The sequence below is a fragment of the Pseudomonas sp. Yb2C2 genome (assembly GCF_052112325.1).
GTDB lineage: Bacteria > Pseudomonadota > Gammaproteobacteria > Pseudomonadales > Pseudomonadaceae > Aquipseudomonas > Aquipseudomonas marginalis.
In genome coordinates, this window is the sequence record NZ_JAVAJK010000003.1 from 303,679 (window position 1) to 329,914 (window position 26,236).

Genomic DNA, 26,236 nt, shown 5'->3' on the forward strand with positions numbered 1-26,236 from the left:
CGCGTTATCGTTGACGATCTTCGCGAGCAAGCTCGCTCCTACAGGGATCAGCGTCATGCTCAAGGTGGAGAGTTTTTCAGCCGCCCAGCCGTGTCGATACTCACGACAACCGACAACCCCGGCCGCAACCGTTCGCTCTCGGCCTGATCCGGGTCCACGGTGATCCGCACCGGCACGCGTTGGGCAATCTTCACAAAGTTGCCCGTCGCGTTGTCCGCTTGCAACAGGCTGAACTCCGAGCCCGTGGCTGGGGAGATATGCTGCACCGTGCCGTGAAACCTGCGGTGGTTGAGCGCATCCACGGTGAAAGTCACCGGCTGGCCGACCTGCACATTGTCCATCTGGGTTTCCTTCATGTTGGCGATCACCCACAGCTGCTTCGGCACCAGCGCCATCAACTGCGCGCCGGAGTTGACGTAGGCCCCCAGGCGCACGCCAATCTGCCCCAACTGCCCGTCACGGGGCGCCGTAATGCGGGTGTTGGACAGGTCGATCCGCGCCAGCTCCACCGCCGCCTCGGCACTGGCCACCGCCGCTTCCAGGGAGCCGCGATTGACGATCACCGTCTGCAAATCCTGCCGCGCGATTTCCAGGCTGGCCTGGGCCTGGGCCACGGCGGCGATGGTCTGGGCATTGGCGGCGCGGGTCACGTCCAGCTCGCGCCGGGACACCGAACCGTCGCTGATCAGCTCTTCGTTGCGGCGCAGGTCGGCGGTGCTTTTGCGCGCCTGGGCCTGGCTGTCCACCAGTGCGGCCTGGCGCAGCTTGATGGTGGCTTCGGCACTGTTGCGTTGCTGCACCACATTGGCCAGCGCGGCCTTCTGCACCGCCAGTTGCGCCAGGGCCTGGTCGAGGCGCTGCTTGTAGATACGGTCATCCAGGCGCACCAGCAGGTCGCCGGCCTTGACGTACTGGAAGTCCTGCACCGGCACCTCGAACACATAGCCGCTGAGCTGCGGGCCGATAATGGTCACCTGGCCGCGCACCAGAGCGTTCTCGGTGGTTTCCACCGCGCTGCTGAACGGCGGCAATTGCCAGGCATACAGCACGATCAGCACGCCGACGATGGCAATCGCGGCAAAGCCCAGGGACGAGAAGATGCGCACGCGCAATGAGCGCGGCTCGGTAACCGTGGCGCCGGGCGGCGTGGTGCCTTCCGGGGTGGCGGCGATGGCGTTGGTGGTCGTGGTGGTGGGTTCGGTCATGAAGTAGCGCCGCTGGGTTGAACGGGAGTGGCTGCCTTGGTGGTACTCATCAGCCACAGACTGCGGATAAAGATCCAGATCATGGTCAGGATCGCGATAATCGCGATCAGCATGAACACATCGTTGTAGGCCATGACATTGGCCTCGCGGGTCGCCGCCGTGGCCAGGCTGCGGATGCCCATGAGGTTACGCAGTTCCGGGTCGGCGACGATACCGCCATAGGCCGACCCGCCGCTCTGCACCCGTGCGGCCACACGCGGGTCGAGCAGCGTCAGGTGCTCGACGATCATGCTGGAATGATACTTCTCGCGCACGATCTGGAAGGTCCCGAGCAAAGCCGCGCCGATCAGGCCGCCGAGGTTCTGGCAAATCCCGAACATCACCGAAAAGCTCACCAGGTTACGCGGGTTGGCCAGCACGTTTTTGGTCCCCAGCACCATGGTCGGCCCCAGGAAGAAGGTGCCACCGAAGCCTAGCAGGAACTGACTGATGTACAGGTTCTGCGGACGCGTGAGGTTGCTGGAGAAACTGTCCATCACCGAGCCGGTGGCCATCAGCGCCAGGGAGATGACCAACGGCATTAAAAGGTGCGCCGGGTTGATCGTCAGCGCACTGACCACCAGCCCGCTGATCGCGCCGGCCAGCATCACCACGTACAGCGTATGCATCTGCTGGTAGCTCATGTTCAGCATCTGCATGAACCCCACCGCACCGGTGGACTGCTCCGACAGCACCATGCGAATCAGGATCACCGCCAACGCCAGGCGGATCATGGTGCCGCTGCCCAGCCAGCGGGTCATCAGCATCGGGTTGGCGCGGTTATGCTCGATGGCCAGGCCGGCCATGATCAGCACCAGGGAACAGGCCGAGGCCACGCCGATCCACGGCGCTTCCAGCCACCAGTCGATACGCCCCAGGGACAACACCGCACACAGCAGCGCGACACCGCTGGCGAGAATGGCGAAGGTGACGAAGTCGAGTTTTTCAAAGGTCTTGAAGCGGTCGCCGGGAGGCAGTTTGAGCAGGAATACACAACCCAGGCAGATCAGCGCCAGGCCCAGTTCGAACAGGTAAAGCCCGCGCCATTCGGCGATCTGCAACAAGTCCTCGGAGAACAGCCGCGCCAGGGGCAACGCCAACTGCGCCGTGCCCAGCCCCAGCACCAGGGATTTCAACCGCCACTTGGCCGGGAACGCCTGGATCATGTAATACAAGCCCAACGAACTCAGCGCCGCGCCGACCATGCCGTGGGCGGCCCGTACGGCGATGGCCGAGTTGAGGTCGTTGACGAACAAGTGGCCGAAGGTCACCAGCGCATACAGCACCAGGAACACCTCGGTAAACGCGCGCAGGCCGAATTGCTGGCGGAACTTCACCAGCAGCAGGTTCATGCATACGTTGGTCATCACATAGGCGGCGGGCAGCCAGGCCATTTCCGCGGTGGTCGCACCGAGGGCGCCTTGCAGGTATTGCAGGTTGGCGATCACCAGCGCGTTGCCAAGGCCACCGGTGATTGCCACCAGCACGCCGACCATCGCAAACAGCCAGCGCTTGTGCGTCGGATGCAGCGGCGTCGACGGCGAGCCCGGCAGGCTCGGGCGCTCGTGGGGTTCCCAAGGGCGGGGGGTGTATTTGTCCATTCGATGACCTAGATGAGCCGACGGGTGACGTCGGTAAAACCACTACTCAGAGTAGTAAACCTGAGCGGGGTTCATCTTGCCATCTTGGGCGCGTCGGTCAGCGCCCATCTTGCCACTCATGCGCTGCTTTCTTTACTCGATGGCAGGGATGCCATTATCTCAGCGCGGCACGTTTCCAATATTTCATCCGCCAGGGCCGAGTCATCCGGACACGCCCGCGACAGCATGACCGCACCGATTGCATGGGCCAGCAGGTCGATCATTTTCGCGCGGACCTCTTGCCTGGGCACATCCACACCCGCCGTGTACTTGTCCTCGAGTGCTGCAAGCGTGTTTTCAACGCCACTGGCAAAGGTTGCCTTCAGATCATCTGACTGACGGGCCGCGTCACCACACAGGGCTGCCATGGTGCACCCCTCTCCCCTGCCGTCTCTGTGATCCCTGGACACGTACAGGTTCACAAAGCCCGGAATGTCCAGATCGGAGCTATTCGACAGGGACTTTGCCAGGCTATTTTCCGCTGCTTCGGCCATCAAGTCGGCCTTGGAGCCGAAGTGTTTGTAGAAGCCTCCCTGGGTAAAACCCGCAGTAGCCATGAGTTCTGCCACACCCACACCGTCATAGCCACGCTCACGAAACAGCTCTGACGCCGTCTCCACAATATGAGCTCGGTTGGCGAGTGATTGTGTCTTGGTGATCTTCATTTCGCGCCCCTGGGACTCCTGAACAATGGCCTGACTATACTCTGATGTCGATCACAATCAAAACTGTTGACAGTTTTGATTGTGATCGACATCATAAAACCACCAGCGCATGTCTCTGCGGCTGTACGGCGCGGATCGCCGTCTCTGATCATCCTGAACAATCAAGAGCATCTACTTATGAGCACCCCAGAAACCGTACTGATTACCGGCGCCTCAACAGGCATTGGCGCGACCTACGCCGAGCGTTTTGCCCAACGTGGGCACAATCTCGTGCTGGTAGCCCGCGATAAAGGCCGGCTGGACGCACTGGCCTCGCAGCTGCGTGAGAAACACGCGGTGTCCATTGACGTGATCCAGGCCGACCTGACTCAAACCGGTGACCTGGCCCGCGTCGAAGCACGCCTGCGTGACGACGCCAGTATCGGCATCCTGGTGAACAATGCGGGCGCCGCCCTCTCCGGCAGCTTCATCGAGCAATCCATCGACAGCGTTACCAACCTGGTCGCGCTCAACACCACCGCCCTGGTGCGACTCGCCAGCGCCATCGCTCCACGCCTGGTACACGCCGGTAACGGCGCGATTATCAACATTGGCTCGGTGGTGGGGCTGGCACCGGAATTCGGCATGAGCGTCTACGGTGCAACCAAGGCGTTCGTGCTGTTTCTATCCCAGGGGCTGAGCCTCGAACTCTCGCCCAAGGGCGTCTACGTGCAAGCCGTTCTTCCAGCCGCCACTCGCACGGAAATCTGGGATCGCGCGGGCATCGACATCAATACCCTGAGCGAAATCATGAGCGTGGACGAGTTGGTCGATGCTGCGCTGGTCGGTTTTGATCGTCGCGAGCCGGTGACCATTCCGCCATTGCAAGACGCCGCCCGCTGGGATGCCCTGCAAGCCGCCCGCCAGGGTTTGCTGTCAGAGATTCGCCAATCGGTCGTCGCCGAGCGCTATCAAGCCAAGGCGTGATTGTCACGTATAGCCATGGGAACTGAACGATGAAAGCCTTCCTGATCGACCGTTACGGCAAGCATCAAGGACGCCTTGCCGAGGTACCGGACCCGGAACCGGGCATCCACGACGTACTGGTCAAGGTACATGCCAGCAGCGTCAACCAGCTGGACTCGAAGATCAGCAAGGGTGAATTCAAACTGATCCTGCCGTACACATTCCCGCTGATCATGGGCAACGACCTGGCCGGCGTCGTCGTTCGCGTAGGGTCAGGCGTGCGCACCTTCAAGCCCGGTGACGAGGTCTACGCGCGCCCGCCCGACGCGCGCATCGGTGGCTTTGCCGAGCTGATCGCGATTAAGGAAAGTGCCCTCGCACTGAAACCCAAAAACACCAGCATGGAACAAGCCGCCGCCCTGCCCCTGGTGGCACTGACCGCCTGGCAGGTGCTGGTTGAAACAGCCCGCGTGAAGAAGGGGCAAAAAGTCTTTATCCAGGCGGGCTCCGGTGGTGTCGGCAGCATTGCCATCCAGCTTGCAAAACACCTGGGGGCTTTCGTTGCCACCACGACCAGCACCGCCAACGTGGATTGGGTCAAGGCGTTGGGAGCAGACGTCGTCATCGACTATACGCAGCAGAATTTCGAAAACGTCTTGCGTGACTACGACGTCGTCTTGAACAGCCTCGGCCCCGCCGAACTGGAAAAATCCCTGCGCATTCTCAAACCGGGTGGGCAGCTCATCTCCATCTCGGGGCCACCGACCGCCGAGTTCGCACGCGAGCAAAAGCTGTCCTGGGGACTCGGTTGGATCATGCGCCTGTTAAGCAGCGGCATACGCAGAAAAGCCCGCAGGCAGGGCGTCGACTATGGGTTCGTGTTCATGCGTGCGAGCGGTGCGCAATTGCAGAAAATCACCGCGCTCGTCGAGTCCGGCGCTATCACACCGGTGATCGACCGAACCTTCCCTCTCGAGGCAACGGCTGAGGCCTTGAGCTACGTCGAACGGGGCAGAGCCAAGGGCAAGGTGGTGATCAAGGTCCTATGACTAAGCCCACCCAACGCTCAAGCTGATGGCGATGCAGACTTGTCCCCCGTGAGGGTGCGAAGCGCCCCCAGCGCGGGACAAGCCCGCTCACCACATCAGCGGCCTGCCACAGTGGATCTCATGGGCATCCACAAGCGCATTTCAAATCAGATCCAACCGAGCCAGCTCCAGTAAGTCGCCGCAAACACCAACATCAACCCATACCCGATCAACGTCACCAGGATCCCCACCTTGGCAAACTGCCGCGCCGTAAACGTCCCCGTCCCCAGGCACACCATGTTCTGCGGCGCATTGATCGGCAGGATAAACCCGTAGCTCATCACAAACCCCAACAGCATGGTCATGCCCAAGCGGTTGAACTCCCCCGGCAAGGTCTGCAGCACCGCAATCAATATCGGCAACAACGCCGAAGTCAGCGCCGTGGCGCTGGCAAAGCCCAGGTGGATCACAATCAGAAACGCCCCCAGGATCGCAAACACCCCCAGCGGCCCGACCTGATCCAGGCCGGTGTGCGCCACCACCTGGGACCCCAGCCATTGCCCGGCCTGGGTGGTCAGCAATGCGGTACCGAGGCTGATGCCCACGCCAAACACGATCACCGTGCCCCACGGAATGCGCGATTGCACATCTTTCCAGGTCATCACCCCGATGCCCGGCAGCAGCAGGAACACCAACCCGGCATAGGTGGTCGAGGTGGTGTCGAACGGGTGCAGGCGCCCTTCCGTGGCCCATGCCAACAGCAGCAGCACCGACACCGTCAGCAAACGTTTCTGCGGGCCGGTCATCGGGCCGATGTCCACCAGGGACTGGGCCACGGCCTCCTTGCCACCGGGGATGCTGTCGGTTTCCGGCGGCAGCAGCTTGATCACCAGGAACAGCAACACCGCCGACATGATCACCGCCCACGGCGCGCCGGCGATCAGCCAGTCGATCCACGACACGCGCTGGCCGAGCATCTTGTCCATAAAGCCCACGGTCAGCAGGTTTTGCGCGGCGGCGGTCTGGATGCCGACGTTCCAGATGCTGGTGCCCTGGGCCACCACGATCATCAGGCCGGCGGCGATGTTGGAGCGCTTGTCCACGCCAAATGCGGCGACCACGCCCATCATGATCGGCACCACACAGGCGCTGCGCGCCGTGGCGCTGGGCACCACGAGGCTGAGCAGGATCGTCACCGCAATCGCCCCGAGCAGAATGCCCCGCGTGCTGGTGCCGACGCGGGTCAGGGTCACCAGGGCGATGCGCCGGTCCAGGCCGGTGTGGGTCATGGCCGCCGCAATGAACAACGCGCCCGCCACCAGGGCCAGTGCCGGGTTGGAAAAGCCGGTAAGCGCCATGCTGATGGCCGGGCTGGAGCCGATCAGGTGCGTGGGGTCTTGCAGCGACGGCGCGGTGCCGAGCAAAAACGCCATGAGCGAGGTGATCATGATCGCGCTGGCTTCATAGGACACCGCCTCGGTGATCCACACCACCACCGCAAACGCGAGGATCGCCAGCATGCGCTGCCCGGCCACCGGCAGGTCGGCGGGCAGCGGCAACAGCAGCACGCCGACCATCACCAGTACGCCGATCACCAGGCCCAGGGGCAACTTGAAAGAGGCTGCGGTTGTTGCGGGGGCGTTCATGGCGGGCTCCGTCGGGCTCTGAATCAGGGAGGCAGCATGGGGCAAAGCGCCGCAACAGGTGTTGACGGGTATCAACACCCTAGGTCAATAACTGGCTCAATACCGCCCGCAACTTGCCGGGCTTGAGCGGTTTGTTCAGCAACGGCGCGTCCAGGCGGCGCAGCGCGCGGCGGCACTGGTCAGTGCGGTCGGCGGTGATGATCACGGCGGGGATGTTCTGCGCGAAATGCTCGCGCAAGTGCTTGACCACCGCACAGCCCACCACCCCATGGTCAAGGTGGTAGTCGGCGAGGATCAGCTCCGGCGCCCTGCCCTGCAACGCCAGCAACGCCCCGGCCTGGTCGGTGGCGGTAATTACCTCGCAGCCCCACTGCCCCAGCAGCGCGCGCATGCTGTCGAGGATGCTCACCTCGTTGTCGATCACCAGCAGGCGCCTTCCCGGCAGCGGGTTGCCCGTGCTCGGTTGCGCCGGCAGTTGGCTGATCGCCAGGGGCATCTCGTCGCTGATGGGCACCTCGATACTGAACATCGAGCCGCGCCCCGGCCACGAACGGACTGCCACCGGGTAGCCGAGGATCTCGGCGATGCGCTCGACAATCGCCAGACCCAGCCCTACGCCTTTGCGGTCCGAGGCACGGCCGACGTCGAGCTGGTTGAACTCGAGGAAGATCGCGTCGAGGCGGTCGGCCGCGATGCCGCGCCCGGTGTCCCACACCTCCAGGCGCAGGCGATCGCCACGGCGGCGCGCGCCGAGCAGGATGCAGCCCTCGTCGGTGTAGCGACAGGCGTTGCTGAGGAAGTTGCGCAGGATCCGCGTCACCAGGCGCAGGTCGGTGCGAATCGCATAATGGCCGGTACGCGCGCGCAGGTTCAGCCCGGCCGCCAGCGCCACCGACTGGAACTCCGAGACCAGCGGCGCAAACAGCTCATCCAGGCGATACAGCGCCACATCGGGCTTGACCGCCGCCTGGTCGAGCCGCGAAATATCCAGCAGGTCGGTGAGCAAATCCTCGGCGCCTTCCAGGGCCTGGTGCGTACGTTCCACCAGCACTTGTTCGACGCTGGGCAGCTTGCGCTCGCGCAAGGTGGAGATCAGCAGTCGCGCGGCGTTGAGCGGCTGCAACAGGTCATGGCTGGCGGCGGCGAGGTATTTGTCCTTGCTGCGGTTGGCGGCCTCGGCGGCATCGCGGGCGTCACGCAGCTCCTGCTCGACCTGCTCGCGCTGGGCGATCTGCTGTTGCAGGTTGCGGTTGGCTTCCAGCAGTTCATCGGTGCGCGCCGCCACGCGCTGCTCCAGCTCATCGTTGAGACGGATATAGCGGTTGCGCTCGGCCTCCAACTCGTCGAGACGCGCGGTGAGTTCCGGGTAGTGGCTCTTGCGCGCCGAGTGATTACCCAGGCCCAACAGACCGGCGAGGGCCTGTTGCTGGTCGTCAGAGCGCTTCGCCATACACCACCTCGACATCACGCTGGCTGGACTCGCGCGGGTTGGTGAGGATGCACGGGTCGTGCATCGCATGCTGGGACAGGAACGGAATGTCCGCCACGCGCACGCCATGCAGGCCGAGGGTTTCATGGAAGCCGATGGCGTGTTTCAGGGCAATCAGGTGTTCCACCAGGCGCCCACAGATCTGTCGGTGGTTGAGACCACGGCAATCGATGCCGAAGGTCTCGGCAATCACCTTGAAGCGCTCCGGCGCCGAGTTGTAGTTGAACGCCACCACGTGTTCCACCAGCACCGCGTTGCACAAGCCATGGGGCAGGTCGAGAAACCCGCCGAGGCTGTGGGACATGGCATGCACCGCGCCGAGGATCGCATTGGAGAACGCCAACCCCGCCTGCATGCTGCCGAGCATGATCTTCTCGCGCAGGGCAATGTCACCGGGGTTGGCGATCATCTGCACCAGGTTGCCGTTGATCAGGCGCATGGCTTCCAGCGCATGGGGGTCGGTCAGCGGGCCATGGCCGGTGGACACGAACGCCTCGATCGCATGCACCAGCGCGTCGATGCCAGTACAGGCGGACAGGAACGGGTCCATGCTCGCCGTGGTTTCCGGGTCGATCAGCGACACATCCGGCACCACCGCCTTGCTGACGATGGAGAACTTCATGCGTTCCTGCTGGTTGGAAATGATCACGAACTGCGAGACATCCGCCGAGGTGCCGGCGGTGGTGGGGATCAGGATCAGTGGCGGGCTCGGCACGCGGATGGTGTCCACGCCTTCGAACTCGAGGATGCAGCGCCCATGGGCGACCACAATGCCGATGGCCTTGCCGCAGTCCATGGGGCTGCCGCCGCCGATGGCCACGATCACGTCGCAATGGTTTTCCCGGTACACCTCGGCACCGAGCATCACTTCCTCGACGCGCGGGTTGGGCGACACGGCGCTGTACAGGCAGTAGTCGATGCCGATGGCCTGCAGGCTGGCTTCCACATCGGCGACCCATCCGGCGGCGATCACACCGGGGTCGCTGACCACCAGGACCTTGCGCGCACCAAAGGTCTTGGCGTAGTTACCGACGTTGTGCCGACAGCCGGCACCGAAGATGATTTCAGGCGAGACGAATTTACGCAGGAGGCTCAGATTGGGGCTCATTGGAAAGCCTGTTGTTATTATTTTTGGGAGATGCGCTCCACACTAACCCATTCGCAGGCGTTTGCAATCAGACCAAAGGGTCATTCCCAATAGGGCACCGGCCAGCGCGAGGCTGGCCGGAGATGGATCAGCGGCTGGCGAAGTACATGGTCACTTCGAAGCCGATACGCAGGTCGGTGAAGGCGGGTTTGGTCCACATGGGGAGAGTCCTCTTGTTGTGCCGGAAGATTCCGGTAAGGGCATTAATGCATGGGGGGATGGGGGTGCGCATGCTACTTTCGAAGTAAATGCCGCACTGCATTAGTCGCGAATGTACAGGGAGCAAAATGTGGGAGGGGCGGTGCGACGATTCGACTTGCCCCCTCCCACACTTGATCGCATTTCAAGTTGGAATCAGAAGAAACCCAATGGATTGATGTCGTAGCTCACCAACAGGTTCTTGGTCTGCTGGTAGTGATCGAGCATCATCTTGTGGTTCTCACGCCCCACGCCCGATTTCTTGTAGCCGCCAAACGCCGCATGCGCCGGGTACAGGTGATAACAGTTGGTCCACACGCGGCCGGCCTTGATCGCCCGGCCCATGCGGTAGGCGCGGTTGATGTCGCGGGTCCACAGCCCGGCGCCGAGGCCGAATTCGCTGTCGTTGGCAATCGCCAGGGCTTCGGCTTCGTCCTTGAAGGTGGTGATACCCACCACCGGGCCGAAGATTTCTTCCTGGAACACACGCATCTTGTTGTGGCCCTTGAGCAGGGTCGGCTGGATGTAGTAACCGCTGGACAGGTCGCCCTCCAGGCGCTCGGCCGCGCCGCCGGTGAGCAGCTCGGCGCCCTCTTCCTGGGCGATCTTGAGGTAGGAGAGGATCTTGTCGTATTGCTGTTCGGACGCCTGGGCGCCGACCATGGTCTCGGTGTCCAGCGGGTTGCCGCGCTTGATCTTGACGATCTTCTTCATCACCACTTTCATGAAGTCGTCGTAGATCGACTCCTGCACCAGCGCCCGCGACGGGCAGGTGCACACTTCGCCCTGGTTGAAGAACGCCAGCACCAGGCCTTCGGCGGCTTTTTCGATGAACTGCGGCTCAGCCTGCATGATGTCTTCGAAGAAGATGTTCGGCGACTTGCCGCCTAGTTCCACGGTGGAGGGAATGAGGTTCTCGGCGGCCGCATGCATGATGTGCGCACCGATGGGGGTCGAGCCGGTGAACGCGATCTTGGCAATGCGCTTGCTGGTGGCCAGCGCCTCCCCGGCTTCGCGGCCAAAGCCCTGGACGATATTCAGCACGCCCGGTGGCAGCAGGTCATTGATCAACTCGGCAAACACCATGATCGACAGCGGCGTCTGCTCGGCCGGCTTGAGCACGATGCAGTTACCGGCGGCCAGGGCCGGGGCGAGTTTCCAGGCGGCCATCAGCAGCGGGAAGTTCCACGGAATGATCTGCCCGACCACGCCCAATGGCTCATGGAAGTGATAGGCCGCGGTGTGTTCGTTGATCTCGGCGGCGCCGCCTTCCTGGGCGCGGATGCAGCCGGCGAAGTAGCGGAAGTGGTCGGCGGCCAGGGGCACGTCGGCGTTGAGGGTTTCACGCACGGCCTTGCCGTTGTCCCAGCTTTCGGTCACGGCCAGCACGTCGAGGTGCTGCTCGATACGGTCGGCGATTTTCAGCAGCACCAGGGAGCGATCCTGGGGCGAAGTCTTGCCCCAGGCGTCGGCGGCGGCATGGGCAGCGTCAAGGGCCTTGTCGATATCGGCGGCGTTGGAGCGCGGGAATTCGGCGATCACTTCACCGGTCACCGGCGAGGTGTTGGTGAAGTACTCACCACTGAGCGGGGCGACGAACTCGCCGCCGATGTAATTGCCGTAGCGCTGCTTGAAGCTGACGATGGCGCCAGGGGTGCCAGGTTGTGCGTAGATCATGTTAAAGCCTCTGTCTGGGTCCGGGCCTGTCGGTCAACAGGCGATGACCCGATAGTAAAGAGCCCCCGCTGGCGGGCGAATGCGCCGTTGGCAGGGGGGCACTTGTCATTTGGTCGTAGATTCAGTGCTTGGCGACCAGCTCTTTGGGCAGCTTGAAGGTCCAGAGCATGCCGCCCTGGTTGAAGTCCTTGATGCGCTTGGCCACTTCACCGCCCCACAACGGCACGGCGCCGCCCCAGCCGGAGAGCACCGAGACGTACTGTTCGCCGTCCATTTCCCAGGTCACAGGCGAGCCGAGCACGCCGGAGCCGGTCTGGAATTCCCAGACCTTCTCGCCGGTCTTGGCGTTGAACGCCTGCAGGAAGCCTTCCGGCGTGCCGGTGAACACCAGGTTGCCCTTGGTGGTCAGCACCCCGCCCCACAGCGGCGCGAAGTTCTTGTGGCGCCAGACTTCCTTGCCGGTCTTCGGGTCGATGGCGCGCAGTACGCCGATGTAGTCTTCGTTCAGCGGCTTGATGGTGAAGCCGGCGCCAAGGAACGCCGCGCCCTTCTTGTAGGCGATGCCTTCGTTCCAGATGTCCATGCCCCACTCGTTGGACGGCACATAGAACAGCCCGGTGTCGCGGTTATAGGCCATCGGCATCCAGTTCTTCGCACCGAGGAACGCCGGCGCGACAAACACCGAGGTGCCCTTGGTTTCGCTGCCCGGCGCGCCTGGGCGGCTGGCTTCGTTGTAGATCGGTCGACCGCCCTTATCCAGGCCGCTGGCCCAGGTGATCTTGTCGACAAACGGGAAGCCACGGATGAACTTGCCGTTGGTGCGGTCGAGTACATAGAAGAAGCCGTTGCGGTCAGCGGTGGCTGCCGCTTTGATTTCCTTGCCGTCTTCGGTGTAGTTGAAGGAGATCAGCTCGTTGACGCCGTCATAGTCCCAGCCGTCGTGGGGCGTGCTCTGGAAGTGCCACTTGATGGTGCCGTCGTCCGGGTTCAGCGCCAGGCGCGAGGACGAGTAGAGGTTGTCGCCGGGGCGCAGGTGCGAGTTCCACGGCGCCGGGTTGCCGGTGCCGAACAGCAGCAGGTTGGTTTCCGGGTCGTAGTAGCCGCCCAGCCACGGTGCGGCGCCGCCGGTTTTCCACAGGTCGCCCGGCCAGGTCTTGCCCGCCTCGCCACCGGAGATGCCGTTTTCCACGGCTTTGCCGTCCTTGTAGACATAACCCATATGACCTTCGACCGTCGGGCGGCTCCACAGCAGCTCGCCGTTTTTCGGGTCATAGGCCTGGATCTTGCCGACCACGCCGAATTCGCCACCGGCCACGCCGGTGATCAGCTTGCCGTTGACCACCAGGGGCGCGGCACTGATCGAGTAGCCTTCCTTGTGGTCGGCGACCTGCTTGCTCCACACCACTTTGCCGGTGTCTTTGTTCAGCGCCACCAGCTTGGCGTCGAGGGTGCCGAAGAACACCAGGTCGCCGTACAACGCCACGCCACGGTTGATCACATCACAGCACGGGCGGATGTCATCGGGCAGACGCGCATCGTACTGCCAGAGCTTCTTGCCGGTGCGCGCATCCACCGCGAACACCCGCGAGTAGGAACCGGTGAGGTACATCACCCCGTCCTTGATCATCGGCTGCGCCTGTTGCCCACGCTGCTTCTCGCCGCCAAAGGAAAACGCCCAGACCGGGCGCAGTTCCTTGACGTTGTCGACGTTCAGGGTATCGAGGGGGCTGTAGCGCTGGCCCTGCACGCCGAGGCCGTTGGTGACGATCTGCCCTGGGTTTTTAGGGTCCTGGAGGATGTCCTCATCGGTGACCGAGGCCATGGCCTGGCCAGACAACAGGATGGCACCGAGCAACACACTCAAGGCGAAGGGTTGGCGACGTGCGGGTTGGGTCATGACGGCTACCTCTGCGGTTTTTTGTTATACCCGGGAAATTTTCCCGGTCTGGTGCAGATTCTTGGGCGCAGGGGCAGTTGTCACAATTGACCGCAGTATCGAGTTTGCTAGTTCCTTAGTAGCGGGTCAGCGCGCCGAATCCACGCGTTGCATCTGTTCGCGCTCGTAACGCGGGTACAGGTGGCTGACGCTGCGGATCAGTTCATAGCGGCTCAGGCTGATCGCCGCGAAGCGTGCGGGGATGGGGCTGCGGATCATCTCGGCCATGTCGCTGCCCTGGGCCGCGCCGTCACGCAGCAGTTGGTCAAGCCAGGTCAGGTAGTCGCGCATCTGCGTAAAGGGTTGCGCGTCGCTGGCCACCGGGCCATGGCCGGGCACGATCAGGGTCCAGGGCAAGGCTTGCAGGGTGCCGAGGTCAGCCAGCCACACCGCCAGCCCCGGGCTGTTGGGGGTGGTGAGGGCGCGCTGGTAAAACACCAGGTCGCCGGCAAACAGCACGCCGGTGCTCTGGTCGAAGATCGCCAGGTCGGCGCCGGTGTGACCGCTGAGCGCAAGCAGGCGCAAGTCGTGGCGGCCGACACTCAGCACACCGGGTTCCAGCACCTGGGTGGGCAATACCACCTCGGTGCCGCGCATCCAGTCGCCAACCATGCGATAGAGGTTTTCCGCCATGCCGTCGCCCTGCTCGTGCAGCAGCCGCGTGGTCTCGGCCAGGGCGCCGATGGGCATGTCCTTGAAGGCCTGGTTGCCGAGCGCATGGTCGGGGTGATGATGGGTAATCAGCACCTGGATCACCGGTTTGGGGGTGACACGGGCGATGGCCTCGCGCATGGCTTCGCCGTAGCGCCGCGACGGTCCGGTGTCGATCACCACCACACCGGCCTCGGTGACGATGAAGGCGGTGTTGACGATATTGCCGCCATTGGCCTTGGCAAAATTGTCGGTGCTGCCTTCGAGCAGCCAGGTGTCGTCGGCGATCAGCCGGGGCTTGAGGGCGTAGTCGAGGTCCGCCAGGGCGGGCAGGCTCAGGCCCAGGCATAACAATAGAATCCAGCGCATGCCGCGCTCCTTCTGGTCAGGGGATGGCCGCGTCGAACTCATTGCCGCTGTTGTCGCGCAACACCAGGCGGGTGGGCCCCGGCGCGTCGATGTCGAAGGCCAGGTTGGGGTTTTCGCTGACCGCCGGGAACAACTCAAGGTCAGCCAGCACCTGGCCGTCCTGGCCGCGCAGTTGTGCATGGTTGATAAAAAACTCGGGGATGCCGCTGACCATGCCGTTGTCCATCGGGTGCGCCACCTGCACACGCACCCGGCTGAACTCGCCACGCGGGTAACGGCCGCCGAGCACTTCGCCGATGTGCTCTTCCCAGCCCGGCTGGGTGCGTACCACGCTGGGCGCAGTGCAGCCGCCACCGGCCGCGTCGATCAGGGTCGAGCCCACGTGCCACAGGCCGTCATCGGTGAGCACCGCCGCCCGCAACGGCGTGGCCTGCTCGATACGAATCCGCAGCGACAGCCACGGCAGCACCCCGGCCTTGGGCTGGAAGTCGACGATTTTCGGCAACGGGTTGAGCTCAGCCCAGGCGAGGATCTTTACCACATGGCCGCTGAAGGCCCGTGCATCGATTTCCAGGGGCACCTGACGCGCATCTTCGGCAAACGGCGGCGCAAGCAGCTTGACTCGGTCGTCGAACACGAACGGCGCCAGCGCCAGGAACTGCTTGTGATAGAAGTCCCACATCACCGACGGCACCGGATCGACCTCCACGGCGTGCGCCGCCAGCGGCAGCCAGCAGGCCAGGATGCAGCTCAATCGCCAGTTCATCGCCTGCTCCTATTGATACATCTCGGGCACTTCGTACTGCAGGCCGTAACGGGCATAGATGGCTTGCACCGCGCCGTCGCGGATCAGGCCTTCCAGCGCCTCTTCCACCGCGTAGGCCAACTGGCGATTGCTCTCGTGCACCGCCATGCCGATCTCCCAGCGTTGCTTGCCCATGTTCGGGTAGGCGTTTTCGGCCAGGGCCAGTTGCGGGTCGTGGGCTTCATGCACCTGCCAATCGACTTCGCCGCGCATCGCCATCACCGCATCGACCTCACCGGCTTTCATCGCCGCAAAGGCCTGGGGCACGTCGGGGTAGTGATGGGTCTTGGCGGCGAGCATGCCGTTGAACACCGAGGTGAGGTAGAACGACGGCACGCTGTCGACTTCGACGCCAATCGGGTGCTGCTCGAACACCGCCACGCTGGCAACCGTGTCCAGGCGCCGACGGTCATAAGCCACCTGCCATTGTTCGTTCTGGTACGGCCCGAACATCACCACATGGCCGTTTTCCAGTTCGCCTTGGTCGTTGCGCTTTTGTGCGTAATCGCGGTCGTAGGGCGCGCGCATCATCAGGTCGGCCAGTTGCTGGTTGTGCAACGGGCTGCCGCGCCAGATGTAGTCGCGCAGGTCGTCGTCGAGCTTCTCGCCGGCCGGCGCCCAGATCAACGTGAGCCGTACCCCCAGCGCCGTGGCCAGGGCCTGGGCCAGTTCCACGTCGACCCCGCGCGCGGTGGCGCCGTCTTCGAAACTGTAGGGGGCAAAGTCCTTGTACACCGCCACGTTGATTTCGCCGGCGGCGATCATCTGGTCATAGCTGCGCACCTGCGCCTGTGCCGGCTGGCAACACAGCAGGGCCAGGCCAAGCACATAAGCGAACAGGCGCATGGCTTACTCCTCGACGTGCACGCTGTCCAGGTAGGTGCGCACGGCCCACAAGGCTTCCTGGCTCAGATAGTCGGCCATTTTCGGCATGTACACGCGACCGTCACGCACCGCGCCATGGCGCACGCGCTCGACGAACCACTCATCACCGGCTTCGCCCACATCGAGCATGCGCAGGTCGGGGGCGATGCCGCCGGACTTGGCTTCCAGGCCGTGGCAGGCGGCGCAGTTCTGGTTGTAGGCGGACGAGCCGATTTCCACGGCGCGGTCGTGTTCAGGCGAGGTGCGGTACGGGTTGACCGCCGCCCAGCCGTCTTCGTTGACCGGTACGCCGGCGTCCTTGATCGAGGTCAGGCCCTTGGTTTCCACCGCTTGCGGGACCACGTTGCCATGGGCCCAGGCGGAGCCCCCGGCGATCACACCGACCAACAGCCCGGCGACGAGCAAGGCATTGTGTTTTGTTGTCATTATTTTTGCCCTCAGGATTGCACGCAAAACCTCATTGCAGAGGCTATGGCAACCATCTTAGAAACCCCGGGACATAGGCCGTATGCTGCTTTGGTGGCCGCCCTCTCCTCCCTTGGTAGTAGGGCTTGTGGGGCACGCCTAAAACAGCGGCGCCTCGGGAAGTCTTCCCGGCCACAGCGGGAGTTTTTCCGTATCCGCCCGGCGCCCCGGCGTTCCACCCTGTGCAGGCCAAAACCTCCACTGGGAACTGCAACCATGACAATAAGATCGCTACCCGCCCGCTCACCTTTAAGCCTTGCCGTGCAAGCCTTCGTGCTGGTGGGCAGCCTGTCCCTCAGTGCCGTAACGTTCGCGGCCGCCGAACCCGCCAAGCCGACGCACAACGTCACCTGGGAAGACATCGCCAACGACCACCTGACCACCCAGGACGTGCTGCAATACGGCATGGGCACCAACGCCCAGCGCTGGAGCCCGCTGGCCCAGGTCAACGACAAGAACGTGTTCAAGCTCACCCCGGCCTGGTCCTATTCCTTTGGCGATGAGAAGCAACGCGGCCAGGAATCCCAGGCCATCGTCAGCGACGGCGTGGTCTACGTCACCGGCTCCTATTCCCGCGTGTTCGCCCTCGACGCCAAGACCGGCAAGCGCCTGTGGACCTACAACCACCGCCTGCCCGACAACATTCGCCCATGCTGCGATGTGGTCAACCGCGGTGCGGCGATCTTCGGCGACAAGATCTACTTCGGCACCCTCGACGCACGCCTGATCGCCCTCGACAAGCACACCGGCAAAGTGGTGTGGAACAAGAAGTTCGGCGACCACGCCGCCGGCTACACCATGACCGGCGCCCCGGTGCTGATCAAAGACAAGGTCAGCGGCAAGGTGCTGTTGATTCACGGCAGCTCCGGCGATGAGTTCGGCGTGGTCGGCCAGCTGTTTGCCCGCGACCCGGACACCGGGGAAGAAGTGTGGATGCGCCCGTTCGTGGAAGGCCATATGGGCCGCCTCAACGGCAAGGACAGCACCACCACCGGCGACGTCAAGGCGCCTTCGTGGCCGGATGACCCGACCACCGCAACCGGCAAGGTCGAGGCCTGGAGCCACGGCGGCGGCGCCCCTTGGCAGAGCGCAAGCTTCGATGCCGAGACCAACACGATCATCGTCGGCGCCGGCAACCCTGGCCCGTGGAACACCTGGGCGCGCACCGCCAAGGACGGCAACCCCCACGACTTCGACAGCCTCTACACCTCGGGTCAGGTCGGCGTCGACCCGAGCACCGGCGAAGTGAAGTGGTTCTACCAGCACACCCCGAACGACGCCTGGGACTTCTCCGGCAACAACGAGCTGGTGCTGTTCGACTACAAGGACAAGGACGGCAAAGTGGTCAAGGCCACCGGCCACGCCGACCGCAACGGCTTTTTCTATGTGGTGGACCGCAACAACGGCAAGCTGCAGAACGCCTTCCCGTTTGTCGACAACATCACCTGGGCCAGCCATATCGACCTGAAGACCGGACGTCCGGTGGAGAACGAAGGCCAGCGCCCGGCCAAGCCATTGCCGGGTGAAACCAAAGGCAAACCGGTGGAAGTCTCGCCGCCGTTCCTGGGTGGCAAGAACTGGAACCCCATGGCCTACAGCCAGGACACCGGCCTCTTCTACATTCCGGGCAACCAGTGGAAAGAGGAATACTGGACCGAAGAGGTCAACTACAAGAAGGGCTCGGCGTACCTGGGCATGGGTTTTCGCATCAAGCGCATGTATGACGACCACGTCGGCACCCTGCGGGCAATGAACCCGACCACCGGCAAGGTGGTGTGGGAGCACAAGGAAGCCTTGCCGCTGTGGGCCGGCGTGTTGGCGACCAAGGGCAACCTGGTGTTTACCGGTACAGGCGACGGTTTCTTCAAGGCCTTCGACGCGAAAACCGGCAAGGAGCTGTGGAAGTTCCAGACCGGCAGCGGCATCGTCTCGCCGCCGATCACCTGGGAGCAGGATGGCGAGCAGTATGTCGGCGTCACCGTCGGCTACGGCGGCGCGGTGCCATTGTGGGGCGGCGACATGGCGGAGCTGACCAAGCCAGTGGCACAAGGCGGGTCGTTCTGGGTGTTCAAGATCCCGAGCTGGGATCAAAAGACCGCGCAAAAATAACCCCCGCGAGAATGCCGGGCCGCTTTTTGCAGCAGGCGGCTTCTTCCCTTGTGGTGAGCGGGCTTGCCCCGCGCTCGGCTGCGCAGCAGTCGTAGAACCTGAGCGCACGGTGGTGCTGGAGGAATGCCGGGGCCGCTTCGCAGCCCAGCGCGGGGCAAGCCCGCTCACCACAGCAAGCCCACTCACCACAGCAAGCCCACTCACCACAGCAAGCCCCTCACCACAACAAGCCCGCTTACCACAGGATCCCCAGAGGTCGCACGATGAACTACCTGCCCTTGTTACTCCTGCTCTGCCTGCCCGTGGCCCACGCCGAGGATGGCGACGATGCGCCGCTGATCATCAACGGCTGCACCATCGCCGAACACAGCCAATGCCCTGGCGCCAACCTCAAGGGCGCCAACCTGCGCAACCAGGACTTGAGCAAGATGAACCTGGCCGGCGCCGACCTGCGCGAGGCGGATCTGCGCCATGCCAACCTCGACTTGGCCAACCTGGAAAAGGCCCAGCTGCAAGGTGCCAACCTGACTCGCGCCAGCCTGCAACAAAGCAACCTGCGCCTGGCCGACTTCAGCGGCGCCACGTTGATGGCGATCCAGGGTTGGGGCCTGTTCGCCCAGGGTGCGCAGTTCGAAAACGCCAACCTCAGCGCGGCCTACCTGCAATTTGCGCGGCTGTCGGGGGCGAAAATGCACAAGGCCAACCTGCGTGCGGCCGACCTGGAAATGACCTGGCTGAGCAAGGCCGACCTGCAAGGTGCCGACCTCAGCGATGCCAACCTGCAGGAAGCCAAGCTCGGCGAGAGCAACCTGGAACAGGCCACCCTCACCGGCAGCCGCCAGCACTACGCGAACTTCCAGGATGCCAATATGGAAGGCTGCATCGACTGCCCCACCACCTGGGATCGCTAGAACCCCCGCGCACACCCGCTTATCCAACCACCCGCACTACGCCCATGTCGATCCCCAGGTGCACCAGTTCGGCATGGGAACTCACCTGCAATTTGCTCTTGAGCAAGGTCAGGTGATTGGACACGGTCTTGCTGCTGATATTCAACTGGTCGGCAATCGCTCGGGTCGGCGTGCCCCTGGCCAGCATCAGGAAGATTTCCAGCTCGCGCGGGGTCATGCCCTGCAAACGTTGATCACCGGGCGTATAGGCCAGTTCAGTGGCCAGGGCCTGTTCGATATAGGCGTGGCCGTCGAGGATGCGCCGCACCGCTTCGATCAACACCTCGGGTGCCGAGGTTTTGGTCAGGTAGCCCGAGGCGCCCGCCTCCAGGGCCTGGCGCACCAGGGGCAACTCGTCGTGCATGCTGAAAAACAGCACGCGCAGGTGCGGCAGACGCTGGCGCAGGCGCCGGGTGGTTTCCAGGCCGCTGATGCCCGGCAGGCCGAAGTCCATGATCACCAGGTGCGGCAGCGCTTCCTGGACCCGGCTCAACGCCTCTTCGCCACTGGCCGCCTCGCGCACTTCAACGGCCGGCAGCAGCGCACGCAACAGGCTGGCATAGCCCTGGCGTACCACGGCGTGGTCATCCACCAACAGAATATTCATGAGGCCTCCAACGGCATGTTCAACGCCAACGCCCAGCCGGCGCCGGGGTGGCTGATGATCTTCAATTCGCCGCCCAGGCAGCGGGCGCGTTCGGCCATCGAATACAGGCCCACGCCGGGCCGCTGGGGCGTGTCTGCACCGCGACCGTTATCGCGCACCCACAGGCGCAGGCGCGAACCGCGATGTTGCAGGCGCACGTGCACCTGGCTGGCGTCGGCATGCCGCAGGATGTTGGTCAGGGCTTCCTGGAGCAGGCGGTACAGATGGGTCTTGCTGGCGCCGGGCAACAGCGGCAGGTCGGTGCTGACCTGCAGGTGGCAGGGAATGCCGTGGCTGGCCTGCCACTGGGTGACCAGCAGCGCAAACGCCTCGGCCATCGGCAGGTGTTGCAGGGCCACCGGATAAAGGTCGTGGACCAGTGCCCGGAAGCCTCGCTGCAAGTGCTCGCAGTGATCCTCAAGTTGCGTCACCGTGGGCGCCAGCAGGTGCGGCTGGTCGGTGGCCAGGCGCAACAGGCAGGCCTGGGCGCGAATGCCGGCCAGGTATTGGCCGAGGTCATCGTGCAGGGTCTGGGCCAGGTGGGTGCGTTCCCGCTCCTGCACCGCCAGCAGGGTTTGGGTAAGCCGGGTGTTATCGGTGCGCGCCTGCTCCAGGGCGTCGGTCATGCGGTTGAAGTGCAGCGCCAGTTGGCGTGCTTCCGGCGCGCCTTGGCTGCGCAGGCGCACATTGAGCTGGCCGGCGCACACCTGTTGCAGCGCACGCAGCAATTCATCCAGCACGCCCATGCCCCGGCGCACCGCCCAGCGGATGGTCAACAGGCTCAGGGCCAGGGCCAGGGCGCACAGGCCCAGCAGTTGTTGCAGGGAGTCCCAGACCTCGTCGATTTCATCCCGTGGGTCGACAGCGATGGACACGCGCCGGCCGTCCGGCAAGTCCAACACCTGGGCACTGCGCCGCGCCTCGGCAAACAATAGCTGCCCGAGCCAGGCGTCCAGCCCGTCCGCGTCCGGCGCTTGCACGGTGTCGCCGCTCGCCAGCCAGTGCACACGTACATGGCGCAAACTCGCGGTGAGGTGGGGTTGCAGGCTGGCCGGGGCGCGCGCGGCGGTTTCGCTCAGGTAGTGCACCACCGCTTCGGCCGATTGCAGCTCGCGCTCCACATCGGCCAGGGCCTGGTGCAGCAACAGCGCGGTGCAGGCGCAGGTCACCAGGATGAAGAAGCCGCACACCCATAGGTTGATGCGCCACAAGGCCGACAAGACGCGCATGCTGGTGTCACTCCTGTGGATAGAGCCCGTGGTGCTCCATGCTAAAACCCCACGGCGCGCCCGGGGCTACTACCTTGGTACTGCCCCAGCGCTACTTTCTGCATATTTGCAGCGACGTTCAGGGTTCCTATGCTGGCGCTACCTGTCATGGAGTGCCCTATGCGCCAGCTCGCCCCCTACGCCGTGATCTGCCTGCTGGCGATCGCCTGGACCGCCACCGGCCAGGCCGCCGAAGCGCCCTTGCAGGTGCAGATCGGCTACCTGGGCTATCGGCCCGATCCAGGCCCGCTGCTGTCGAATGTGATTCCCGAGCCCGCCGATGCCGGGCAGCGCGGCGCTGAACTGGCGATCATCGACAGCAACAGCACTGGCGCCTTTCTCAACCAGCGCTACAGCCTGACGACCGCCACGGTGGACACCCCGGACGCCCTGCTCGCCGCCGCCCAGGCCCAGCATGCCCAGGGCCTGCGCCTGTTCGTGATCAACGCACCCGCCGCCAGCCTGCGCCAACTCAGCGCAGCCCTGCCCGACAGTCTGCTGTTCAATGCCGGCAGCCCGGATGACCGACTGCGCAGCAGCGACTGCCTGGGCAACGTGCTGCATACCCTGCCCAGCCGCGCGATGCTCGCCGATGCCCTGGCGCAGTTCCTGGTAGTGCGCAAATGGCAGAAAGCGCTGCTGATCGTCGGCCCCACCGAGGATGACCAGGCCTACGCCGCCGCCCTGCGTCGCGCCGCCAAACGCTTCGGCGTGCAGCTGGTGGCGGAAAAGGCCTGGCGCTTCGATAACGACCAACGCCGCAGCGCCCAGGCGGATATGCCGCTGTTCACCCAGACCGCCGAATACGACGTGGTGCTGGTGGCCGACGAGCGCGGCGACTTCGGCGAGTACGTGCCCTACCAGACCTGGTACCCGCGCCCCGTCGCCGGCACCCAGGGCCTGACGCCCACCGGCTGGCACAAAACCGTCGAGACCTACGGCGCCGCCCAATTGCAGAAACGCTTCGAGGCCCTGGCCGGGCGCTGGATGAACGACCGCGACTTCGCCTCCTGGATGGCCGTGCGCAGCGTCGCCAGTGCAGTGAGCAAGTTGCGCCAGGTCGAGCCCATGGCGATCCGCCAAGTGGAAATCAGCGAGCAACTGCCCCTGGACGGGTTCAAGGGCCGCAAGCTCAGTTACCGCCCCTGGAACGGCCAACTGCGCCAGCCGATTCCCATCGTGCAGCCCCGCGCGCTGGTCAGCACCTCGCCCCAGGACGGCTTCCTGCACCCCACCAACGAAATGGACAGCCTGGGCTATGACAAACCCGAGGTGACCTGCCGCTTCCCTTGATCGCCTACCCACAATAATAAGGAATCCGCCATGCGCCGCACCCTGCTCCCATGCGCCCTGCTGCTTGCCGCCGGGCACGCCGTGGCCAGTACCGCCTGGGTCTCCAACGAGAAAGACAACAGCCTGAGCCTGATCGACATGCAGACCCTGCAAGTCACCGACACCCTCAAGGTCGGCCAGCGTCCGCGAGGCTTGCTGCTGTCCCATGACAACAAGCTGCTGTACATCTGCGCCAGCGACTCGGACCGCGTGCAGGTGATGGACGTGGCCACGCGCAGGATCATCAAGGAACTGCCCTCCGGCAAAGACCCCGAGCAGTTCGCCCTGCACCCCAATAACCGCTGGCTGTACGTGTCCAACGAAGACGATGCGCTGGTCACCGTGATCGACACCGAGACCTCCAAGGTGCTCGGCCAGATCAACGTCGGCGTCGAACCCGAAGGCATGGCCGTGAGCCCGGATGGCAAGTGGGCGGTGAACACCAGCGAAACCACCAACATGCTGCACTGGATCGACACCAGCACCCAGACCCTGGCCGACAGCACCCTGGTGGACCAGCGCCCGCGCTTCGTCGAGTTCAACCACGATGGCTCGCAGCTGTGGGCCTCGGCGGAAATCGGCGGCACCGTGACCATCCTCGACGTGGCCAGCCGCGCGATCCTCAAGACCTTGACCTTCAAGATCAAGGGCGTGCACCCGGACAAAGTCCAGCCGGTCGGCATCAAGCTCAGCGCCGACGGCAAGTACGGCTTTGTCGCCCTCGGCCCGGCCAACCATGTGGCCGTGATCGACGCCAAGACCTTCGAGGTCATCGACTACCTGTTGGTGGGCCGCCGCGTGTGGCAGATGGCATTTACCCCGGACGAGAAACAGTTGCTGGCCACCAACGGCGTAAGCGGTGATGTGTCGGTGATCGATGTGGACAGTCTCAAGGTGATCAAGTCGGTGAAGGTCGGGCGTTATCCGTGGGGCGTGGTGGTCACGCCATGAACGCCCTGGAGGTGCGCGACCTGAGCTTCGCCTACGGCGCACGGCAGGCCTTGTGCGAGATGAGTTTCAGCCTGGCGCCAGGGTGTTTTGCGGCGCTGCTGGGGCCCAATGGCGCCGGCAAATCCACCTTGATCGCCCTGCTCACGCGGCTGTATGACCTGCAAAGCGGCGACATTCGCGTGGGCGGTCATTCCCTGCGTGAGGCGCCGCGTGCGGCCCTCACACAACTGGGTGTGGTGTTCCAGCAAAGCACCCTGGACCTGGATTTAAGCGTGGAACAGAACCTGCGCTACCACGCCGCGCTGCATGGTTTATCGCGGCGCCAGACCGACCTGCGCGTCGCCGCCGAACTGGCCCGCCAGACCCTCACCGAACGGCGCCGGGAAAAAGTTCGCGAACTGAACGGCGGGCATCGGCGCCGGGTGGAAATCGCCCGGGCGTTGCTGCATGAGCCGCGCCTGCTGCTGTTGGATGAGGCCAGCGTCGGCCTCGACCCGGCCAGCCGCCTGGCGCTGAACCAGCACGTGCGCAGCCTGTGCATCGAACAGGGCATCAGCGTGCTGTGGACCACCCACCTGCTCGACGAAGTACAGGCCGACGATGGGTTGATGATCCTGCATCAGGGCCGCCTGGTGGCCAGTGGGCAAGTCGCTGCCTTGATCGCGCAGCAAGGCGGCGATCTGGGCAGCGTGTTCGCGCACTTGACTCGCCCCACCACGACGGGAGCGGCGGCATGAACGCTTACTGGCAATGCCTGCGCGGCATCGTGCTGCGCGAGTGGCTGCGCTTTGTGTTGCAGCGCACGCGGTTTCTCAGTGCGCTGGTGCGCCCATTGCTGTGGCTGCTGGTGTTCGCCGCCGGGTTCCGCGCCGCGCTGGGCATCTCGGTAATCGAACCCTACGACACCTACATCCCCTACGAGGTGTACATCGTCCCGGGGCTGGCCTGCATGATCCTGCTGTTCAACGGCATGCAAGGCTCGCTGTCGATGGTCTACGACCGCGAGATGGGCAGCATGCGCGTGCTGCTGACCAGCCCGCTGCCGCGCACATTCTTGCTGTGCAGCAAGTTGTTGGCCACCGCGCTGATTTCGCTGTTGCAGGTGTATGGGTTCCTGGCGATCGCCTGGGTGTACGGCGTGCAACCGCCGGCCATGGGGCTGGTCGTCGCCCTGCCGGCGTTGCTGCTGGTGGCCTTGATGTTGAGTGCCCTGGGCCTGCTGCTGTCGAATGCGATTCGCCAGCTGGAGAACTTTGCCGGGGTGATGAACTTCGTGATCTTCCCGCTGTTTTTCCTGTCATCGGCGCTGTACCCGCTGTGGAAGATGCGCGACTCCAGTGAATGGCTGTACTGGCTGTGCGCGATCAACCCGTTTACCCACGCCGTGGAGCTGGTGCGCTTTGCCCTGTACGAACGCTTCGCCGGCCTGGCCCTGGCGGTGTGCCTGGGCTTGACCGTGCTGTTCGCGGTGTTGGCGGTGCTGACCTTCAATCCCCAGCATGCGGCGCTGCGCAAAAAGGGCTGAAGGCGGCAAAACTACTACTTTGGTACTGGTTTTCCTGTCTATCGTCGCATTCCCAAGGGCTCGGGACTCACGTGTAATGCGCGCATAACGATAAGGATTGTCCTGCCATGCTGCCTGCCCGACTGCCTCTATTGGCGCTGCTGTGCCTGTTCGTCGCCCACGTCCAGGCCGACACCCCGCTGTTTTCCGCCGACGGCTACCGCATCAGCCTGTACCGCAGCCCTACGCCCGACCACCTGCCAGGCGCCACGATTGTCGATACCGCGGCCCTGCAAACCCTGCTCAATCAAAGCCCGGCGCCAGTGCTGATCGATGTGTACCGCCGCCAGTGGCTGCAAGGCCGCTTCATCGAAGACCAGCCCCACGCCAACCTGCCCGGCAGCCACTGGCTGGCCAATACCGGCGACGGCGACCTGACGCCGGAGTGGCAAAGCTATTTCGTGCGCCACTTGTATGCCTACAGCGGCGGCGACCTCAAGCGACCGTTGGTCTTCTATTGCCGCTCCGATTGCTGGCTGAGTTGGAACGCGGTAAAACGTGCCGCCAACCTCGGCTATACCTCTGTGTACTGGTATCGCGACGGCCTGGATGCCTGGGAAGCGGCGAAGCTGCCGGTGACGGTCGCCCAACCCGAGCCATTTCAAACCTCACAATAAGAAAGGTGA

24 protein-coding genes are annotated in these 26,236 nt (G+C 64.0%); 9 read left to right on the forward strand and 15 right to left on the reverse strand.

Annotation, left to right across the window (positions count from 1 at the left end; translation table 11 throughout):
• Positions 1-59: 59 nt before the first annotated feature.
• The 3 genes from Q8X51_RS05710 to Q8X51_RS05720 all read right to left on the reverse strand — a co-directional run bounded on the left by Q8X51_RS05710 (position 60) and on the right by Q8X51_RS05720 (position 3,549).
• Positions 60-1,205 carry an HlyD family secretion protein gene (locus tag Q8X51_RS05710; RefSeq protein WP_065948404.1) on the reverse strand — a complete coding sequence of 382 codons (1,146 nt, stop codon included), beginning with the start codon at positions 1,203-1,205 and terminating at the stop codon, positions 60-62.
• Positions 1,202-2,845: an MFS transporter gene (locus Q8X51_RS05715; RefSeq protein WP_065927000.1), complete on the reverse strand. Its 1,644-nt coding sequence runs from the start codon at positions 2,843-2,845 to the stop codon at positions 1,202-1,204. The genes Q8X51_RS05710 and Q8X51_RS05715 overlap by 4 nt, the downstream gene beginning before the upstream one ends.
• 116 nt (positions 2,846-2,961) lie before the next feature.
• Positions 2,962-3,549 carry a TetR/AcrR family transcriptional regulator gene (locus tag Q8X51_RS05720; RefSeq protein WP_065926999.1) on the reverse strand — a complete coding sequence of 196 codons (588 nt, stop codon included), beginning with the start codon at positions 3,547-3,549 and terminating at the stop codon, positions 2,962-2,964.
• A 177-nt stretch (positions 3,550-3,726) separates the two neighbouring features.
• Here Q8X51_RS05720 and Q8X51_RS05725 point away from each other — a divergent pair, with 177 nt between their 5' ends.
• The gene (locus tag Q8X51_RS05725; protein WP_065926998.1) at positions 3,727-4,515 is read left to right on the forward strand and encodes an SDR family NAD(P)-dependent oxidoreductase; all 789 of its coding nucleotides are present in this window, start codon (positions 3,727-3,729) and stop codon (positions 4,513-4,515) included.
• 29 nt (positions 4,516-4,544) lie between these two features.
• Complete coding sequence (locus tag Q8X51_RS05730) at positions 4,545-5,543, forward strand: NADP-dependent oxidoreductase (protein ID WP_074847226.1); 999 nt, start codon at positions 4,545-4,547, stop codon at positions 5,541-5,543.
• 146 nt (positions 5,544-5,689) lie between these two features.
• Here the strand turns inward: Q8X51_RS05730 and Q8X51_RS05735 are convergent, their stop codons facing one another.
• The 10 genes from Q8X51_RS05735 to pedF all read right to left on the reverse strand — a co-directional run bounded on the left by Q8X51_RS05735 (position 5,690) and on the right by pedF (position 16,751).
• Positions 5,690-7,168, reverse strand: coding sequence for a DASS family sodium-coupled anion symporter (locus Q8X51_RS05735; protein WP_027606213.1), 1,479 nt, complete (start codon positions 7,166-7,168; stop codon positions 5,690-5,692).
• Between the two features lie 79 nt (positions 7,169-7,247).
• Entirely contained in the window at positions 7,248-8,618 is a 1,371-nt protein-coding gene (locus Q8X51_RS05740) for an ATP-binding response regulator (RefSeq protein WP_065948409.1), read from the reverse strand.
• On the reverse strand, positions 8,602-9,765 hold the full coding sequence (gene ercA, locus Q8X51_RS05745) for an alcohol dehydrogenase-like regulatory protein ErcA (protein ID WP_065926995.1): 1,164 nt from the start codon (positions 9,763-9,765) through the stop codon (positions 8,602-8,604). The genes Q8X51_RS05740 and ercA overlap by 17 nt, the downstream gene beginning before the upstream one ends.
• A 127-nt stretch (positions 9,766-9,892) precedes the next feature.
• The gene (pqqA, locus tag Q8X51_RS05750) at positions 9,893-9,964 is read right to left on the reverse strand and encodes a pyrroloquinoline quinone precursor peptide PqqA (RefSeq protein ID WP_010209364.1); all 72 of its coding nucleotides are present in this window, start codon (positions 9,962-9,964) and stop codon (positions 9,893-9,895) included.
• A 194-nt stretch (positions 9,965-10,158) separates the two neighbouring features.
• Positions 10,159-11,679 (reverse strand): acetaldehyde dehydrogenase ExaC, encoded by a 1,521-nt coding sequence (gene exaC, locus Q8X51_RS05755; protein WP_053138557.1) that lies wholly within the window; start codon positions 11,677-11,679, stop codon positions 10,159-10,161.
• A gap of 121 nt (positions 11,680-11,800) precedes the next feature.
• Positions 11,801-13,576, reverse strand: a complete 1,776-nt coding sequence (locus Q8X51_RS05760) for a PQQ-dependent methanol/ethanol family dehydrogenase (RefSeq protein ID WP_407694333.1) — start codon at positions 13,574-13,576, stop codon at positions 11,801-11,803.
• Positions 13,577-13,702: 126 nt separating this feature from the next.
• A complete protein-coding gene (locus tag Q8X51_RS05765; RefSeq protein ID WP_065948411.1) occupies positions 13,703-14,635 on the reverse strand; it encodes a quinoprotein relay system zinc metallohydrolase 1 in 933 nt (310 codons plus the stop codon).
• 16 nt (positions 14,636-14,651) lie between these two features.
• Positions 14,652-15,401, reverse strand: a complete 750-nt coding sequence (locus tag Q8X51_RS05770) for a quinoprotein dehydrogenase-associated SoxYZ-like carrier (protein WP_065926991.1) — start codon at positions 15,399-15,401, stop codon at positions 14,652-14,654.
• Between the two features lie 9 nt (positions 15,402-15,410).
• The gene (locus tag Q8X51_RS05775) at positions 15,411-16,286 is read right to left on the reverse strand and encodes a substrate-binding periplasmic protein (RefSeq protein ID WP_065926990.1); all 876 of its coding nucleotides are present in this window, start codon (positions 16,284-16,286) and stop codon (positions 15,411-15,413) included.
• A gap of 3 nt (positions 16,287-16,289) precedes the next feature.
• Complete coding sequence (gene pedF, locus Q8X51_RS05780; RefSeq protein ID WP_027606205.1) at positions 16,290-16,751, reverse strand: cytochrome c-550 PedF; 462 nt, start codon at positions 16,749-16,751, stop codon at positions 16,290-16,292.
• A gap of 255 nt (positions 16,752-17,006) precedes the next feature.
• Here pedF and exaA point away from each other — a divergent pair, with 255 nt between their 5' ends.
• Both exaA and Q8X51_RS05790 read left to right on the forward strand, forming a co-directional pair.
• Positions 17,007-18,899 carry a quinoprotein ethanol dehydrogenase gene (gene exaA, locus Q8X51_RS05785; RefSeq protein ID WP_108574202.1) on the forward strand — a complete coding sequence of 631 codons (1,893 nt, stop codon included), beginning with the start codon at positions 17,007-17,009 and terminating at the stop codon, positions 18,897-18,899.
• Between the two features lie 263 nt (positions 18,900-19,162).
• Positions 19,163-19,810, forward strand: coding sequence for a pentapeptide repeat-containing protein (locus tag Q8X51_RS05790; RefSeq protein WP_407694334.1), 648 nt, complete (start codon positions 19,163-19,165; stop codon positions 19,808-19,810).
• A gap of 19 nt (positions 19,811-19,829) precedes the next feature.
• Here Q8X51_RS05790 and Q8X51_RS05795 read toward each other — a convergent pair whose 3' ends face one another.
• Both Q8X51_RS05795 and Q8X51_RS05800 read right to left on the reverse strand, forming a co-directional pair.
• Positions 19,830-20,456 (reverse strand): response regulator transcription factor, encoded by a 627-nt coding sequence (locus Q8X51_RS05795; RefSeq protein ID WP_065948415.1) that lies wholly within the window; start codon positions 20,454-20,456, stop codon positions 19,830-19,832.
• A complete protein-coding gene (locus tag Q8X51_RS05800; RefSeq protein WP_407694399.1) occupies positions 20,453-21,715 on the reverse strand; it encodes a HAMP domain-containing sensor histidine kinase in 1,263 nt (420 codons plus the stop codon). Before Q8X51_RS05800 ends, Q8X51_RS05795 begins: the two co-directional genes overlap by 4 nt.
• 168 nt (positions 21,716-21,883) lie before the next feature.
• On the opposite strand from Q8X51_RS05800, the gene Q8X51_RS05805 reads away from it, so the two are divergent.
• The 5 genes from Q8X51_RS05805 to Q8X51_RS05825 all read left to right on the forward strand — a co-directional run bounded on the left by Q8X51_RS05805 (position 21,884) and on the right by Q8X51_RS05825 (position 26,227).
• Positions 21,884-23,056 carry an ABC transporter substrate-binding protein gene (locus Q8X51_RS05805; protein WP_407694335.1) on the forward strand — a complete coding sequence of 391 codons (1,173 nt, stop codon included), beginning with the start codon at positions 21,884-21,886 and terminating at the stop codon, positions 23,054-23,056.
• Between the two features lie 30 nt (positions 23,057-23,086).
• Complete coding sequence (locus tag Q8X51_RS05810; protein ID WP_065926986.1) at positions 23,087-24,046, forward strand: YVTN family beta-propeller repeat protein; 960 nt, start codon at positions 23,087-23,089, stop codon at positions 24,044-24,046.
• Entirely contained in the window at positions 24,043-24,783 is a 741-nt protein-coding gene (locus tag Q8X51_RS05815) for an ABC transporter ATP-binding protein (RefSeq protein WP_407694336.1), read from the forward strand. The genes Q8X51_RS05810 and Q8X51_RS05815 overlap by 4 nt, the downstream gene beginning before the upstream one ends.
• The gene (locus Q8X51_RS05820; protein WP_065926984.1) at positions 24,780-25,571 is read left to right on the forward strand and encodes an ABC transporter permease; all 792 of its coding nucleotides are present in this window, start codon (positions 24,780-24,782) and stop codon (positions 25,569-25,571) included. Before Q8X51_RS05815 ends, Q8X51_RS05820 begins: the two co-directional genes overlap by 4 nt.
• Before the next feature lie 107 nt (positions 25,572-25,678).
• Positions 25,679-26,227, forward strand: coding sequence for a PQQ-dependent catabolism-associated CXXCW motif protein (locus tag Q8X51_RS05825; RefSeq protein ID WP_065926983.1), 549 nt, complete (start codon positions 25,679-25,681; stop codon positions 26,225-26,227).
• The last annotated feature ends 9 nt before the right edge of the window (positions 26,228-26,236 follow it).

Excerpts from the sequence above, each read along its gene's own strand:
- pedF (WP_027606205.1), bottom strand. The coding sequence starts at position 16,751 with ATGACAACAAAACACAATGCCTTGCTCGTCGCCGGGCTGTTGGTCGGT.
- Q8X51_RS05790 (WP_407694334.1), top strand. The coding sequence starts at position 19,163 with ATGAACTACCTGCCCTTGTTACTCCTGCTCTGCCTGCCCGTGGCCCAC.
- Q8X51_RS05810 (WP_065926986.1), top strand. The coding sequence starts at position 23,087 with ATGCGCCGCACCCTGCTCCCATGCGCCCTGCTGCTTGCCGCCGGGCAC.
- Q8X51_RS05775 (WP_065926990.1), bottom strand. The coding sequence starts at position 16,286 with ATGCGCCTGTTCGCTTATGTGCTTGGCCTGGCCCTGCTGTGTTGCCAG.
- Q8X51_RS05815 (WP_407694336.1), top strand. The coding sequence starts at position 24,043 with ATGAACGCCCTGGAGGTGCGCGACCTGAGCTTCGCCTACGGCGCACGG.
- Q8X51_RS05720 (WP_065926999.1), bottom strand. The coding sequence starts at position 3,549 with ATGAAGATCACCAAGACACAATCACTCGCCAACCGAGCTCATATTGTG.
- ercA (WP_065926995.1), bottom strand. The coding sequence starts at position 9,765 with ATGAGCCCCAATCTGAGCCTCCTGCGTAAATTCGTCTCGCCTGAAATC.
- Q8X51_RS05715 (WP_065927000.1), bottom strand. The coding sequence starts at position 2,845 with ATGGACAAATACACCCCCCGCCCTTGGGAACCCCACGAGCGCCCGAGC.
- Q8X51_RS05740 (WP_065948409.1), bottom strand. The coding sequence starts at position 8,618 with ATGGCGAAGCGCTCTGACGACCAGCAACAGGCCCTCGCCGGTCTGTTG.
- exaA (WP_108574202.1), top strand. The coding sequence starts at position 17,007 with ATGACAATAAGATCGCTACCCGCCCGCTCACCTTTAAGCCTTGCCGTG.
- exaC (WP_053138557.1), bottom strand. The coding sequence starts at position 11,679 with ATGATCTACGCACAACCTGGCACCCCTGGCGCCATCGTCAGCTTCAAG.
- Q8X51_RS05710 (WP_065948404.1), bottom strand. The coding sequence starts at position 1,205 with ATGACCGAACCCACCACCACGACCACCAACGCCATCGCCGCCACCCCG.
- Q8X51_RS05825 (WP_065926983.1), top strand. The coding sequence starts at position 25,679 with ATGCTGCCTGCCCGACTGCCTCTATTGGCGCTGCTGTGCCTGTTCGTC.
- Q8X51_RS05765 (WP_065948411.1), bottom strand. The coding sequence starts at position 14,635 with ATGCGCTGGATTCTATTGTTATGCCTGGGCCTGAGCCTGCCCGCCCTG.
- Q8X51_RS05770 (WP_065926991.1), bottom strand. The coding sequence starts at position 15,401 with ATGAACTGGCGATTGAGCTGCATCCTGGCCTGCTGGCTGCCGCTGGCG.
- Q8X51_RS05730 (WP_074847226.1), top strand. The coding sequence starts at position 4,545 with ATGAAAGCCTTCCTGATCGACCGTTACGGCAAGCATCAAGGACGCCTT.
- Q8X51_RS05725 (WP_065926998.1), top strand. The coding sequence starts at position 3,727 with ATGAGCACCCCAGAAACCGTACTGATTACCGGCGCCTCAACAGGCATT.
- Q8X51_RS05760 (WP_407694333.1), bottom strand. The coding sequence starts at position 13,576 with ATGACCCAACCCGCACGTCGCCAACCCTTCGCCTTGAGTGTGTTGCTC.
- Q8X51_RS05795 (WP_065948415.1), bottom strand. The coding sequence starts at position 20,456 with ATGAATATTCTGTTGGTGGATGACCACGCCGTGGTACGCCAGGGCTAT.
- Q8X51_RS05735 (WP_027606213.1), bottom strand. The coding sequence starts at position 7,168 with ATGAACGCCCCCGCAACAACCGCAGCCTCTTTCAAGTTGCCCCTGGGC.
- Q8X51_RS05805 (WP_407694335.1), top strand. The coding sequence starts at position 21,884 with ATGCGCCAGCTCGCCCCCTACGCCGTGATCTGCCTGCTGGCGATCGCC.
- Q8X51_RS05820 (WP_065926984.1), top strand. The coding sequence starts at position 24,780 with ATGAACGCTTACTGGCAATGCCTGCGCGGCATCGTGCTGCGCGAGTGG.